Source organism: uncultured Roseibium sp. (genome assembly GCF_947494555.1).
Classification (GTDB): domain Bacteria; phylum Pseudomonadota; class Alphaproteobacteria; order Rhizobiales; family Stappiaceae; genus Roseibium.
In genome coordinates this window covers 800,256-813,684 of the sequence record NZ_CANLVF010000001.1, presented here as the reverse complement: position 1 = coordinate 813,684, position 13,429 = coordinate 800,256, and the positions used below count along the sequence as shown (strand labels likewise).

Here is a 13,429-nt window from a genome sequence, read left to right as displayed (position 1 = left end):
GGAGGAGAGCTCTCAAACTTGCATGATATGACGAACTCACGTTGCCGGCTGAAGCGCCCCGACAACAGCCGTGCCGTCAGTCGGGATCGACCGGCCCCACATATCGACCAAGAATTCTGTTTGTCCTGCCGGGATGGTTGGCAGGTTGTTCAAAGGCCCTGGCGTATAGTCTCCATCGCCCGTTCCAACCACATCGCTTGATTGATCGTTGACCCAATCCGGGGTGAGCGTAGACGTTCCACCAAAGACATGACCGTTCGGCCCTTCTGTGTTGGCCTTGGCGTCACCGAGCGCTTCACCAAGCCAATTCGAATAGCCATAGCTCGTGCCGTCAGCAACCGCTCGAATGGCCATAGGACCCGTATCAACACCATGACGAATTGCCCAGTTGCCGGTCCTGGCCGAAGCGCCGCCGTCGAAGTAGTCCGATTTACAATTCCACTGCCAGTGATAGGAAAAACGGCTGACCACGTCTTTGAGGACGAAGGCTATCGCATCATCCTGATACGCGATGTTCGTGCGTTGCCCGACGACGGTGTTACCGCTCTCGGTAATATTCGTGATGGAAGTCACGTCGCTGTCGCCGGAGATGTAGACGGCAGCTTGGACACCTACGGAGCCGTGGATCTCGACCACATTCCCCACCGCAGCCCAACCCATCGAGCCAACAGCTGTGTCTTCAAGTGAAAGCGCGGGGCCGCTGTTCCCCGGTTTGGAGAAATAGTTCCACATACAAAGGCTGCCATTGGGGAAGCCGAGAACCGTGGTCGGGAGTATCCGCCAACCTTCTGCCTTACAAGCGACAATGTTGTAAGGTGTACCCGGAGAGAATGTGCAACCTGCAACGAGGGTTGTATTGCCAACGTTGGAGGTGAACTGAGTTCCAAATCCGGTATTACCCCCGCTACAGTTTATTATCTGGCACCGCCCGAATTGAAGCGTCCAAGCTGTGTAAGCGCCCTGACCGGCGCTGAGCTCGAATGTGCAGTTCTTGGCAACGAGCAAGCTCGATGACTGGTTGTTCCCGTTCATCCAGATGAGTTGCGAGTTTTTGCGAAGGCGCAGATCGTGAATGACCATCTTCCGGGGGATGTTATCGGAAGTGTGATGGATACCCGGATCCCCCCAACGTGATGCGGCATCGTCACCAGAAACGAAAATGGGGAGTTTGTCCATCGCGCCGATCATGTTGCCTGACATTGCTCCCTCATAGGTGACGCCCGCGCTGAACTTCATACGCACGCCAGACAGGTTGTTCCACCCATTCTGGACGAGGTTTTCCGCCTTTGCGGCAACGGCGGCACTGGAAATGTCTGCAAACGGGTTTACACGGGCGGTCGCCTCGTTCGTGTTCGCGTCGGGAGACCCAGCACCGATCCCGTCGATGAAGACGTAGACGGGTGTGTAGTAGGTTCCGCCAATGTTGCAGATTGCGCGAAGCGTGGAGATGTTTCCGGATAGGTACGCTTCACCATTAAGTGATACTTGGAAGGAATCGCCAACCCAAGGAAAAATTATCGCATCTACCGTGATGTATTCGCCGTCTGTAAGAGACGAAAGGTCCCAACTCGGTTGGAAATAGTTAGCGTAGAGACCCGATGCACTGAATTGACTCGTGGATAGAGTAGAAACGGTGCTGGTGACCGAATTCGTTCCGTCTGAAGCAATGAATTGGACCGCACGAACAGGCCGTCCCTGTTGTGCGTGGCGATGGTATACGCAGAGCTTCGGTGCCCACGAAGCGGAGGTGACTTCCTGATCTTCCTCTTCCAACCACGCAAGCTGCGGAGTGTAGTAAGGAAGCGCCGAATTGTTCGTGACAGCCACGGTGCCGCCAGAATTGACTTCACCGCCTCCACCTGTTCCGTTGTTGGTAAAGAGCGATGCAGCGGCTATCGCGGTGACCGTATCGTTGGAATAGATCCTGTCGGACAGGGACATAACGACATTGAGGCCGCCTGCGACTTCCATCTCCTGCAAAAGCGCACCATTCGGAAACGGTAGACGAATGACCGATGTCGCGATCACCTTGCGTTGGAGCCTGGTCTCGACGCCTGCCTCATCCCAGGACTTTGACAAGACAGTAAGTTCGAGCCCAGGCGAAACGACGTTATTGAGATCACTATAGGTCCCGCCGTCGACCGCTTGATCGATCGTCATGGTTGCTTGCCAGCCGTCCGTCGAGATCACGAGAGACGAAATCATATTGTCTGTCGCCAAGGATGGCGCACTCGCGGCGGCTGATGGGATCGATAACCCGAATTCAAAACCAAGTTCCATTTGAAAACATCCTATTGAGACCGAGCGGCCAACCTTACTTCGCGACAAACGCCACTTTTTCACCTTCACCACAGCTCAAGATCAGAGATTGGCCAACGCCCAGGAACCAGCGAGGGGTTGCTGCAGCGTTCGGACTATTGCCCAGGGCAACGTAAAGCGCCGCGTCACCGGAGTTCACCAGGCGGACGAAATCCTGCATTCCTGCCGTTATGTTGGACGGTGTTGCAGGTGAAACCATTGTTTCAGAGGCGCTTGCACTGCCGTCAAAAGCAGGCATCGCGGAGCCATTTGACGATCGGCCTGAAACAGGGGCAATCGTCACTTCCAGTTCAGCGGGCATATTATTTATCCTTCCTATTGAATGGTTTGAACCAGGTACTGTGAATTTTCGCGAGGATCTGGACGATCAACCAGATTGCGCCCAGAACCGGCAGAACAAGCTGCGCTTCACCGGCGATCCACTCCACAACCTTATGTACTTGCGACCAGCTGAGCGCTGTCAGCGCAACAGGCGCCGTAATCATATCTTGCTTGTTCAACGATGCCCCCGGATCGCGCTTGAAATTGCTTGTGCCGTTGCGACGAGACCGCCCGATCCGAAGATTGAGGCAACAATGGTGTCGACATACGGCTTCACCGATGGCGGGTAGTCCGCCACCGACCACGAGAAATCAAAAATCGTGTCGATGGTGATTGCGGTAAACCAAAGCCCGACCGACCCGGAGAACAGGCACCAGATCACCCAGAATGCCCGATATCTGCGAGCGTCCGCCCGCTCTTCAGCTGCGGTCTCCGCATAGCGATTAACCGCGTTGGCCCGGATGTCCTGGCGCTTAGTGTCGTTGCTCACATAGTGGTCAACACTGTCAAAGATCCGAGAGAATGGACCGCCCAGGAACATGGATGTAATCTTGCCCCACATCAGGCCACCTCGCGGCGAAACAGCTTGTTGAAACGACGCTGGATGACATCCCGATAGCGCCAGGCAAAGTAGATGGCCGCCAGAACAGCGACAAACGCGGTAGCCTCGAGCCAAGGAAAACCAGCAACAGCTGCGCCGATACCAGACACCAAAGAGAGCCCGCCGCCCTTCTGTGCAGCGTCGCGGACCGCAATCCCGTCTCTGCGAAGTTGCGCCATGGTCGCAGGTCCAATGATCCCATCATTGGTCAGATGCGGGTGCGTATTCTGATAGGCCATCACAGCGGCCTTGGTGTTCCTGCCCATCCAGCCATCAATTTCGCCGGGATCGAAGCCGAACCGCTTCAATGCCACTTGAGCCTCCTTGACGACCGGATCCGGCTTCGCAGGCCGGGAAGCAATCTCCTTACGCTGCGTTCCCTCACCGACACCGGCATACTCACCGGTCAGGAAGAGATGCGCCTCTTCCTTCCTCCGGCGGACAAGGCCGGGCAGTTTCCGACCGCCCGCCTTGTTGTAATTGTTCGCCCAATGCTCCGCTGAAGCGGATCGGTTTCCTGCCTTCCATAGCTGTGCCGCCTTCCAGCTCATGAACCGTGCGCCGAGGTTGAAGGTTGCCGAAACGGCTGCGTCAAATTCATGCTGTTTGGCATCTGCCGGCGTACCCGACTCGACTGGTGGTTCGTATTCATTCGCCAGCGCTTCTTTCAAGATCCGCTGGTTTTGTGTCCGCGTGATCGTGTCGCCAGGCTTGAGCTTCCGGCCCCACATTTTGCGGAAAACCCCGCTTCGATTGGTGAAGCCGGTTCCAATTGTCAAAACGCCGACTGGATCAAGATAAGCGCGCGACACAAACCCTTCATGCGCCTCGATGAAGTCTATGCCAGAGTGACTGGTCTTCATGAAGATCCTTTCAGATACAAAAAAACCGCCTCACGGGCGGTGTGTCTGGACCATTTTTCGAGTTATTAGAACTGTTTGGTTGTGCACCTAAGCGCACCCAAACCGCGACCTGTCATCCTGAAGTTTCTTGTGAATGAAGCGACCAATGAATGCGGTCCGAAGCCTAGATTGTTCGGGTTTGCCAATGGCTGTCATCAGCATAATCCGATGGAATTGCATCCATTGCCTGCAACGCGAAACTTGCCTGCCAAATGACCTGCCGGAGTGTAGTCATCGCAACAAGGATCTGCTGCCATTCATTGGCAGTCACTGTCGCGGCACCGGTTTCCGTAACGATGTTGAACGGATCGCCGTGACGACCGAGGTTTATGGCCACTTGGGCACCTTTGGTGACCTCGTCCCAACCGATCATATCGCTTTCGGTCATCGCAAAGGTGTGAGTGCCCCGCGCATCAGCGAAGTCGTAGTCGAAACCGAGCGCAAGACGCCGGTCGCGCTCAACACGGACGTCCTCTTGTGTCGGTGCCGCCGGACTATGCTGCCAGACCTTGTTCACCGGATCATAGATATGATCGGCACTTGGTTGGAGAGGCACTTGGACCCAACCGGCAGGATATCGATCTAAGTACTCCTGAGATGGATAACCTGTTGTTTGCCAATAGCCTCTAGACGGCTCATAGAACCCATACCTTGTCATAATGTTGCCTTCCTGAGTTCGTTCCAGGCGACAAGTGTCGCGCCGTTAACTCGATTGACTCGATAGAACCACCCATCAGGGATTATCCCCGCAACACCATCACCAGAGTTGTTATTGTTTGAAGATCTGCTGATTTCCGTTAGTGAGGAGATGTCAGGCCCGGCATAGAGTATTAGGCCATGCGAGAGAGAAGTGCTTCCGCTTCCAGTATACATCCTGCTCGACACGGCGACCGACACCTATTGAGCTGCGTGATCCAGTGGGATCAACCGCCTGCCCGCACAAGCCCCAACCGCTTCAGCGTTTGACGGCATTGCCGGCAGAGCGGTTCATTTTTCCCGCCACGATAGTAACTGAGCGCGATCACCGCGCCATATAGCGCCCATCCCTTCGCACGCCGCCACTGTGCATCGTCTGCGCCTGCCGCCTCGCGAAAAGCGTCCCGCGCTTCCGGCGCGACGAAGGACCATGCTGCGGCAAAGTCAGCCGCCGGATCACCGACGGCGCACAGTCCCCAATCAAGCACGGCACAAAGCCTGCCATTCCGCGTGAGCATATTGTCCGCTTTCAGATCCCCGTGCAGCCAGGACCCGGGGCCTTGGAAGGGGTTATGGCACGCGTCCAGCCAGAGCGCATTTGCCGCCGCTGCATCGATTTCATCTTCAAGGATCTCGATCGACCGGTAGGTCTTTTCATTGAGCTCTCCAAGCGCAACACCGCGATTGTGGTTGCCGCTGCCGGCGGCAGGGGCGCCTGCTGTAATTACCCGATGCAGGTCCTTCAAGAACCCGCCCAGATCCCGCGCGGCTTGCTCCACGTTCCCGACCGCTTCAATTGCCGCCGGTTCCCCGTTGATCCATTTGAAGACTGCAAAATCATGCGCAAAGACCCTGCTCGCCCGGCAGGTGTAGCACACCACCGGCACCTCCAGAGGCAGACCGCCAAAATGCGGCAGCCACGCGATTTCCTTAGCAAGAAGCGGAACGGCCTCCGGCCGCCTGGGCAATCGCATCACGTGTTCGGCACCCACGCGGTAGAGCGCATTGTCGGTACCGGAAGTCTCCAGCTTTTTCACCGGCAAACCGGCGAGATCCGGCACTTGCTCGTCAATGAGGCGCTTTGTCGTGGTTTCGTCTGAAAAGATCTCGTTCGCGTGCATCATGGCGCCGACATTCAATGCGTCCGGCGACAGCAGAATGACAGCTTCACCGCTCCTGCAGGGCCAGCCGCGCACCGAGTGCGCAATAGATGGTTCCGACGACCTTTCCCTGCCATCTCACCACCGCCGGGTGACGGCGCAGAAATCCGCCAAGGCTGCCGGCGCCGACCGCAAACACCACCGTACTCAAGAGCCCCAGCAGCACGAAAATCGCACCCAGAACCGTCAGCTGCAGCATTACCGAGCCGTTTTCCGGCTTGACGAATTGCGGCAGGAAGGCAAGGAAAAAGAGCGCTGTCTTCGGATTGAGAACTTCTGCGATAATGGCCTGGCTGAAGGCTTTCTTCGCTGTTATCGGCGCGCTGCCGCGGGCAAGATCCAGCGGCGTCTTGTCGAGGATGGCGACGATCCCGAGATAGATCAGATAGGCTGCACCTGCATATTTGATGAGGCTGAACAGCACGGCCGATGTCGCGATAATCGCCGAAACGCCGACAATCGCCATGAACGTGTGCACCACGTCCCCGGCGGCAATCCCCGCGCCGGTCGCAATACCCACCCTGGTTCCCGAACTCGTCGCCCGCGCCACGGTCAAAAGCGTCGCCGGTCCGGGAATGAACACAAACCTCAGAACAATGGTGACATAGGCAATCAGGGTGGCTGTATCGATCATGATCACATTCCGTACGGTTTGATGTCATTGCGTCTCTGGCGATTGCCGAGCGGGGAATAGCCCGCACGGCAAAAGAGCGAGAGAGCCTGGACACAGGGCCACGTGCCTCATCCTCGCACCCGCGCAGTCAGGAGCAACCCAACCTGCCCGCCGTCTGGCAAGAAATCAACAATCGACTGCGTCCGGTCGACGCTTTCAAAACAGCAACGCCGCTACGCCGTGTTTAGTGCGAGACCTTGATCTTCTCGAAATCCAACTCGTTTTCCGGTGGTGACGTTGTGATCGTCATGACGCCATCGCGGTGTTTGAACAGAATGTAGATGACGCAGGCGAGATAGATCGCGACCACAACAGCGCCGATCCACTGGATCTGCAGCCATTGGCTCTTGAACAGCAGCGTAAGCCCGAACAACACGGCAACATTGCCGACAATGTACCAAAGCTTGCCGAACCGCTGTGTCGTGATGTTCAGATTGTCGGAATAGAGCCGGATCAGACTGTCCAGGGAGTTGATCACGAAGGTCACGCCAACGACCACCATCGCGACATTGAGCAGCCCCGCTGTGCTGATCTCGTTCGTGTAGTAGTGGTAAAGGACCGAGAACCAGATGGCCAACGGGATCGACGGTATGACCAGGAGCGCCAGCAGAAGATGCTGCGTTTTTAGTCCACCGACAAAACGCGAGGTGAATTGTCCGATCATGATCGACCATGCGAACCACCAGAACAGGTAGAACTCGTGATAGGCATTCAGCGGAATTACGAACTTGTGGAGGTTCGTGAAGTAGCCGCCGATATTCGCCAGCGTTCCGGCAAGCCCGAACAGACCCAGGTCTCCGATTGCCCACATCAGGGCGATCAGCCCGATGAACAGGAACGTTGAGCCAACGCTCAGGATCCGGACGAATTTGATGTCCGTACTTGAGTAGGCAGCTGCCAGGATCACGCAGAACACAATCACATAGAAGGTTAAAACCACTGTCTCGCCATCGCCGATTTCAGGGATATAAAACGGCAGATAGACAAGAAACAGGCTCGCGGTGAACGCGCAGGTTCCAATAATGACGACATTGTTGAGGACCCGAACGAACGGTATTTCGAAAAACTTCACGCGCGGTTCAATCGCACAGAAATAGAAGCTTGTCAGGAAGTAGAACCCCCAGATCAGGAACCCCCAGAACCCGAACTCGATTGCCAGCGGATTGGTGAACCCGTACTCGGGGTTCTCCGCCGTGTTGGCATAGGTCGGGAACTCTCCCAGCGGGAACATGATCAAGCCGACATCCAGTCCGGATGTGAACAGGATGGCAATGAAGGTGAAGAGCGGAACCGGCGTGACGCCAATGACCGGCATGTCCCACCATTTGAAAACGCAAAACACCACCAGCCCAAGCGCTAACAGAATACCGAATGAAATGATGATTGTGAGAATTGCGTCCATCATGCCCCCCCAACGAGCTCGCCAAGTGCGTTGATGCGCTTGCGTTTTTTTGAATTCAACTCGCGCAACTGTGCAAAAATTAGACATGATGTACAAGGCATCATCTTCAATGTCTGTTCTGATCGCGCACACGATTGTGTGCAAACAGACATGTAAGCGCTACCAAGCCGGCAAAGCGGAAATGGGGCTTTCGGCAATCGATGGCGGCGTGCTTCCGGATATGAAAATCACGCCTTCGCTACGGCTTGGTGCGCCCCAGGACCGCAGGCACCTGCCGCACGATCGCGAACAGACAAAGCCCACTCCCCTCGCGGGTTGGTGAGAGTTACACGACATGGAAGCATCGGTTCGGGAGCGGGTGAATTCCTCTGGTTTCACGCCTGCTGCAGAAACCGCTGCAGCTTTTCCCGTTCAGGATAGTCAGTCAGAAAGTCGCCGGAGTTGATCCGGTATACCTGATCTTTCGTCTTGACGGTTCCGTCGCTCCTGAATTCGGCCGCGCAAAGAAACGGAAGGCCCGGCTTCTTGAGGTCCCATTGCAAAAAACCGCCTCCCATAGGGTACTGCGCCGCTGCGCTCATCCCGCCGTCGTGACGCGTTGTGGGCAATATTTTCACCAGCCGGTCCGGGCCGTTTAACGCAACATGTCTCAGCCCGCCTTCTTGCATGTTCCGGTATCCATGCGCGCCACGTTCTTGCAGGATGGAGCCATGCACAGAGCCCCGAAGATCCTCCTGGGCCTGCGTTTCACCCGGCAAGCCGAACCTGCCGCCGGAACGCAAGGTCGTCCCGTGCAGTTCGAAATCGTCCGGCTGCGGCATACTTTTCAGGAGCAAGAGCGTGTAGCCTTGCGACAGTCTTCCTGCGTGATAGCCAATATTAATTTCCGTCTGGCGAAAATCAGCCAGGATCACGGCCTTAAGTTGGGTCACATTGCCCGAAATGGTCGGTAGGATATCGCCAATTGTTAATGACACTTTGGAACTCCAGGATGCAAAAATTGAAAACGCGCGTAAAAATAATAATGAGAGCACACTCTAGTCTCGACATTGTCGCTTCTCAAGCACTGTGATCAAGGTCACTTGAAATGCCGAAAGCGGCGTTTTTGCGCACCCATCCATAGACAAAAAAATCCTCGCCATTCCTGCCGTAGGCGCGCAGCAGCCCCTCCCGTTCACCGCCAAGTGCCTCTATCCAGCCATGCGCAATGTCGTGTTCGCGGTAGCTGATCACTTGCAGCCGCCGGCAGTCCCGTTCGACAACCGGCCGTATGCTCGACATATGCCGGGTGATGAGCGGCACGCAGCGCTTGAACCGGTCGGTTCCGAAAGCCCAGGCCTGCCAATGGTCCGGGTCGAAAGCCGATGCGTGGCTGAAACCGTAGGCCGCGGCCGGCTGCCCGTCATACCAGACCGACCAGACCATGCCTGCAACAGCCGTCTCAAGCGCGCAAACGCCAAGCGCGCGCGTATCCCAGTCTTTCCAGAGGCACGCAATTTCGCGGCGGTCTTCATCGCGCATATTGGCGGCAATAAAGCTTGCATCGCGAATGGTTAGGTCCTTGATCAGAAGCCGTCGAGCGGGTCGGACAGAGGTGCACTTTCCGTGCGCTGTTCTTTCCGTAAAACCTTTTTGAGGTCCGCTTTGTCTTTCCATCCAAGTGCCTCGACGATTGCGTCCGCCTCGTCCGGAGACGACCCGAGACGGTTCTTGATCTCTTCCTTGCTTTCAATGAGGATCCGGCCGCCCTTCAGTTTCCAGCGATGGGCCGTCAGCTGCGCTTTCACGGTCGAAGAGCGCCTGATCGCAAGGCCCAGCCCGCTCTTGGGGTGCAGCGCTTCTCGCAAGCGCCAGTAAAGCTGGGCGCGCAGGTTATAGAATGGGATCCGGCTGTCTTTTGCGTACTCACCTGATTGCGCTGAAAACACGCATTTTTCGACCGGCAGGCTGTTTTCCCGGGTCAGAAATCCAACCGTATCGCCGCCCCAACCGCCGGTACAGTCGACCACGATCAGAGCATTGTCGCGCCGTTCACGAACGATCAGAGCGCCGACATCAGCGCCATCCCGCGTGTCTGTGCCTTTCCGGATAATGCTCTCTTCAAAGCGCCGTCCATGAAGCGGCTGCAGCACGGTCTTGTCCTTGCCGCCCTGGGCGACATCGACGGCCAGAACGTCCATGGGTGTGTCCGCATCAACACCCGCATCATATCGCAGGAAGGCAAGTTCCAGCCATTCCGAGGGGATCACCTGCCAGTCATGATCCTGACGCGCGGACTGAAAATCTCCCGTCCTGAGCGCCGTGCGCATCGGTTCCGGCATCTGGTCGAGCTGCGCGTCGTAGGCCGCGCCGAGATAGCGGTTGTCCTGCCGCTTGGCCGGAATAAAGGTCCGGCTCTTCGGAGTTCTGAGTTCGCCGTCCACCTCCACCGGCTCCGGGCCATCCACCCAGACCGTGCGCACCGTATCGCCGTCATCGATGAAAACAGCCCACAGCAGTTCGCCAGGCTGAACGGTGCCATATTTCGGATGGAGCGGATCAAGCCAGGGCGCGAACCACTCGATCAGGAAGTCACCTTGCCCGCCGAGCGGCGGGTTGGTCGCGATCAACCCGCGGCAGCGCTGGCCTGTCCGGGTCGTCCTCAGCCAGCCGAGCACAAACAGGATCTTGCGCGGATCCATCTGAGCGCCCTCGTCAAACGCCTTCAGATCATGGTCCCGTCCCTGCCAGTCTTCTTCCGAACCCGGCAGTCCCAGGTGCCCGAACTCGATCATGCGCTCGTCCGGTCCGACCCATCGTGGCGGTGTCCCGCTCACCTTGCCGAGACTCGCTTCGCGCATCAGGCTGTTCATGTGCTCGATCAGGCCCTTGAGCGACTTCAGCGACTGCCGGAAGATCGCTGTCTTATGGTGGGCAAACAGCGCAAGCCCGGCAATCAGATCCGTCTTGCCACCGCCTGCCGCCCCGCCATAAAGCGTCAGGTCGGCTTCGGAAAAATACCCTTCGGTTTGCGGGCCCGGTTGAGGTTGCCACACCTCGAACTGCCTCAAAACACCAGCTTCATCCAATTGCCTTTGCAGTAACACCCTGTCGGGCGGCTCAAGATCGTCGATATGGTCGATGAGCTTATGAAGAGCTGTCGTCATTTCCCTTGCCGTCCTCACGCGTCAGGAGTGCCAATACGCCAAGTGCGATTTCCGCCGTGCTGCGCGGCTTCAACTGTTCAAGCCGAGCGGCTTCTTCCGGACTTGCCAGCACGTTCCAGGTGTCGACCTCGGTCCGGTCGCGCCAGCCCGCCCGGTTTTTCATATTGAAAGCCCAGGCACTGGCGTTGAACTTGGCAAGGTCTCCGCGCACGCCTTCCTTGCCGATCTTTTCCCACTCCAGCAAACCCCGCCGTGTCGCCTCTTCCAGTTTTTCGCGCGGAAAATCTTCAGGAAACTGTTCGGCGTAGTAGCGGATCGTCTTGCGGTCCGCGTCGGGAAAACTCTCGACCGAAAAGCCCGCGCCAATGTGTGCGCAAAAGGCGTCGCATGCCAGACGCCGCAAAGCTGACGTCTGCCATTTCAATGGGGGAGCTGCCTCGCTCGACGCTTCTGTCTCGGGCTTCTCTGATTTTTCTTTCTCGGTGCGCATGGCATCCTCCTGTTATGATCGGATTTTGAAGAACTTGTCGCCTGTGGGAGCCCCAAGAATGCGGCTCGCATTCCGCCGCGGCTGTCATGAGGATCACCGACCATGAACATGCTCACACGTCTCAGCGCGTCCGGCCTCGGCTTACTAATGATGACATGCGCAATCCTGCCGGCCGGGGCGTTTTCCCTCACCGGCACCTACAAGGGCGTCGTTGCCTGCGACAGCACGACCGCCGGCAAGGCCTCAAGCTGGGGCTGGAACATCGAATTGCTGATTGTTCAGGATGGTGAGAACCTGCGCGTCGACTACAAATATGTCGACACGGCTGAACTCGGCAACGAATACACGCTTTACAGCGGCAAGGCGACGACAAGCGCAGACGGCTCGGTTGTCAGTGCCTATTTCAAATCATGCGGCGCCAGTTTTCCGTCTGATGAGCTCGCCCGGATGGCTCCGACATCAACGGCGGAAACACCGTTTAATTTCGCCGCCGACAGCATCTGGGTCTCTGATCAGGTCCCGAACCTGCCCGGTCTGACAGTTCAAAGCTGTCGCTGGACACTCACCAGAAGCTCCACCGAAACGCCGAGCGTTCGGGCCTGCCCGCAGAACTGACAGTGCCTGCAAACGTCGCCGGACATCCTGTATTTACCGGTTGTGATAAACGGTGGTTGGCGAGTTCACCGCCTGACTATCGAGCACCGGTAATGGGTCCTGGTTTTCGAGAGGGCACGGGCAGATCCTGCTGTTTAAATAGCGTTTCCGGCGATGATGGTCGCCCTTGATGCCCCGTGGCAGGGATAAGGTTGTCTTTTGTCTGATCCGGTTTCGGTTCAGGCCGCGGACCCGGGATCTTGCTCGTGGTAACTCATGCGGAACGGCTTGATCTTTTTTGAGTTCTCGGGTTGCCAGGGTAAGAAGCAATGCAACCGTAAAATCAAACAAAACTTGATAAGCCAATCTGTACTATCAGTCTTTTCGTTTCACAATTAATCAAAGATCAGCAAAGACAATGGCAACACCGTACATAAATACTAAAGCAAGCATCGCCGTTGACGCGCATCTGTATATTCGGATCCGAACGCCGAACTTAACAACAAAAACCCTTATCGATTGAAAAATACTTGTCACCGCATCCAATACAAAAATTGTAAGTAAAAAAAGAAAATGAGTTTCTGTTCTTTCGGGTAAATATTCAGGAAAAGTAAAAGAAGCAAACGGCGCACCAAAAAAATAAATTGAAGAAGAACAAATCGCCAAGAACGAAATAAGATTTAAGACTGTTTTTTTGTCTTTCCAATAGATGAAAATATTGAGATACAACCGAACTGCCAAAGGGATTGCTGACACCAAGAATTCCAAAAACAATCACTTATCTCCTTGAGACGAAAATATGGTAGGCAAAACCAGTTTCCACAACCATCATGTTCACTATATGTTCCGATTGTCAAGCGCCCGTTCAATCAGGCGTAGCAATGTCACACGCGCCACTTAAACAGGATTGTGCCAGAGAACGAATTGAAAGCCCACTGCTGGCCGGCTTTGTCCAAACAACCTGTTCTGGTGAATTTCAGTCCGAAATAGTTCCAGTCCCCAAACATCCAAGTGGGTGTGCTTACACCAGAACAGGAACACATTTCGCGACCCATCGACCAATGACACACACATCGATGTTAAACATGCACACAGTCTTTAGTGTCTGAGATTTGCCTGTCAGAA

Annotated in this window: 16 protein-coding genes; 2 read left to right on the top strand and 14 right to left on the bottom strand. The window is 56.0% G+C overall.

Features of this window, described 5'->3' with window-relative positions; translation table 11 throughout:
• Positions 1-36 precede the first annotated feature (36 nt).
• The 9 genes from Q0915_RS03650 to Q0915_RS03610 all read right to left on the bottom strand — a co-directional run bounded on the left by Q0915_RS03650 (position 37) and on the right by Q0915_RS03610 (position 8,074).
• A complete protein-coding gene (locus Q0915_RS03650) occupies positions 37-2,280 on the bottom strand; it encodes a hypothetical protein (RefSeq protein WP_299473403.1) in 2,244 nt (747 codons plus the stop codon).
• A 34-nt stretch (positions 2,281-2,314) separates the two neighbouring features.
• Positions 2,315-2,620 carry a hypothetical protein gene (locus Q0915_RS03645; protein WP_299473400.1) on the bottom strand — a complete coding sequence of 102 codons (306 nt, stop codon included), beginning with the start codon at positions 2,618-2,620 and terminating at the stop codon, positions 2,315-2,317.
• Between the two features lies 1 nt (position 2,621).
• On the bottom strand, positions 2,622-2,819 hold the full coding sequence (locus Q0915_RS03640; RefSeq protein ID WP_299473397.1) for a hypothetical protein: 198 nt from the start codon (positions 2,817-2,819) through the stop codon (positions 2,622-2,624).
• Positions 2,816-3,202: a hypothetical protein gene (locus tag Q0915_RS03635; RefSeq protein ID WP_299473394.1), complete on the bottom strand. Its 387-nt coding sequence runs from the start codon at positions 3,200-3,202 to the stop codon at positions 2,816-2,818. Before Q0915_RS03635 ends, Q0915_RS03640 begins: the two co-directional genes overlap by 4 nt.
• On the bottom strand, positions 3,202-4,104 hold the full coding sequence (locus tag Q0915_RS03630; RefSeq protein ID WP_299473392.1) for a peptidoglycan-binding protein: 903 nt from the start codon (positions 4,102-4,104) through the stop codon (positions 3,202-3,204). The genes Q0915_RS03635 and Q0915_RS03630 overlap by 1 nt, the downstream gene beginning before the upstream one ends.
• A 163-nt stretch (positions 4,105-4,267) precedes the next feature.
• Entirely contained in the window at positions 4,268-4,699 is a 432-nt protein-coding gene (locus Q0915_RS03625) for a hypothetical protein (RefSeq protein WP_299473390.1), read from the bottom strand.
• Positions 4,700-5,066: 367 nt separating this feature from the next.
• Positions 5,067-6,035 (bottom strand): aminoglycoside phosphotransferase family protein, encoded by a 969-nt coding sequence (locus Q0915_RS03620; RefSeq protein ID WP_299473388.1) that lies wholly within the window; start codon positions 6,033-6,035, stop codon positions 5,067-5,069.
• The gene (locus tag Q0915_RS03615; protein ID WP_299473385.1) at positions 6,007-6,633 is read right to left on the bottom strand and encodes a LysE family translocator; all 627 of its coding nucleotides are present in this window, start codon (positions 6,631-6,633) and stop codon (positions 6,007-6,009) included. The genes Q0915_RS03620 and Q0915_RS03615 overlap by 29 nt, the downstream gene beginning before the upstream one ends.
• Positions 6,634-6,856: 223 nt before the next feature.
• Positions 6,857-8,074 (bottom strand): BCCT family transporter, encoded by a 1,218-nt coding sequence (locus tag Q0915_RS03610; RefSeq protein WP_299473382.1) that lies wholly within the window; start codon positions 8,072-8,074, stop codon positions 6,857-6,859.
• Between the two features lie 109 nt (positions 8,075-8,183).
• Here Q0915_RS03610 and Q0915_RS03605 point away from each other — a divergent pair, with 109 nt between their 5' ends.
• Entirely contained in the window at positions 8,184-8,396 is a 213-nt protein-coding gene (locus tag Q0915_RS03605) for a hypothetical protein (protein WP_299473379.1), read from the top strand.
• 52 nt (positions 8,397-8,448) lie between these two features.
• On the opposite strand, the gene Q0915_RS03600 is transcribed toward Q0915_RS03605, so the two are convergent.
• The 4 genes from Q0915_RS03600 to Q0915_RS03585 all read right to left on the bottom strand — a co-directional run bounded on the left by Q0915_RS03600 (position 8,449) and on the right by Q0915_RS03585 (position 11,710).
• Positions 8,449-9,051: a hypothetical protein gene (locus Q0915_RS03600; protein ID WP_299473376.1), complete on the bottom strand. Its 603-nt coding sequence runs from the start codon at positions 9,049-9,051 to the stop codon at positions 8,449-8,451.
• An 82-nt stretch (positions 9,052-9,133) separates the two neighbouring features.
• A complete protein-coding gene (locus Q0915_RS03595) occupies positions 9,134-9,595 on the bottom strand; it encodes a hypothetical protein (RefSeq protein WP_299473373.1) in 462 nt (153 codons plus the stop codon).
• Positions 9,596-9,639: 44 nt separating this feature from the next.
• Complete coding sequence (locus tag Q0915_RS03590) at positions 9,640-11,220, bottom strand: hypothetical protein (protein ID WP_299473370.1); 1,581 nt, start codon at positions 11,218-11,220, stop codon at positions 9,640-9,642.
• Positions 11,201-11,710 (bottom strand): hypothetical protein, encoded by a 510-nt coding sequence (locus tag Q0915_RS03585; RefSeq protein ID WP_299473368.1) that lies wholly within the window; start codon positions 11,708-11,710, stop codon positions 11,201-11,203. Before Q0915_RS03585 ends, Q0915_RS03590 begins: the two co-directional genes overlap by 20 nt.
• A gap of 102 nt (positions 11,711-11,812) precedes the next feature.
• On the opposite strand from Q0915_RS03585, the gene Q0915_RS03580 reads away from it, so the two are divergent.
• Positions 11,813-12,325 carry a hypothetical protein gene (locus Q0915_RS03580; RefSeq protein WP_299473365.1) on the top strand — a complete coding sequence of 171 codons (513 nt, stop codon included), beginning with the start codon at positions 11,813-11,815 and terminating at the stop codon, positions 12,323-12,325.
• A 378-nt stretch (positions 12,326-12,703) separates the two neighbouring features.
• On the opposite strand, the gene Q0915_RS03575 is transcribed toward Q0915_RS03580, so the two are convergent.
• Positions 12,704-13,078: a hypothetical protein gene (locus Q0915_RS03575; protein WP_299473363.1), complete on the bottom strand. Its 375-nt coding sequence runs from the start codon at positions 13,076-13,078 to the stop codon at positions 12,704-12,706.
• Between the last annotated feature and the right edge of the window lie 351 nt (positions 13,079-13,429).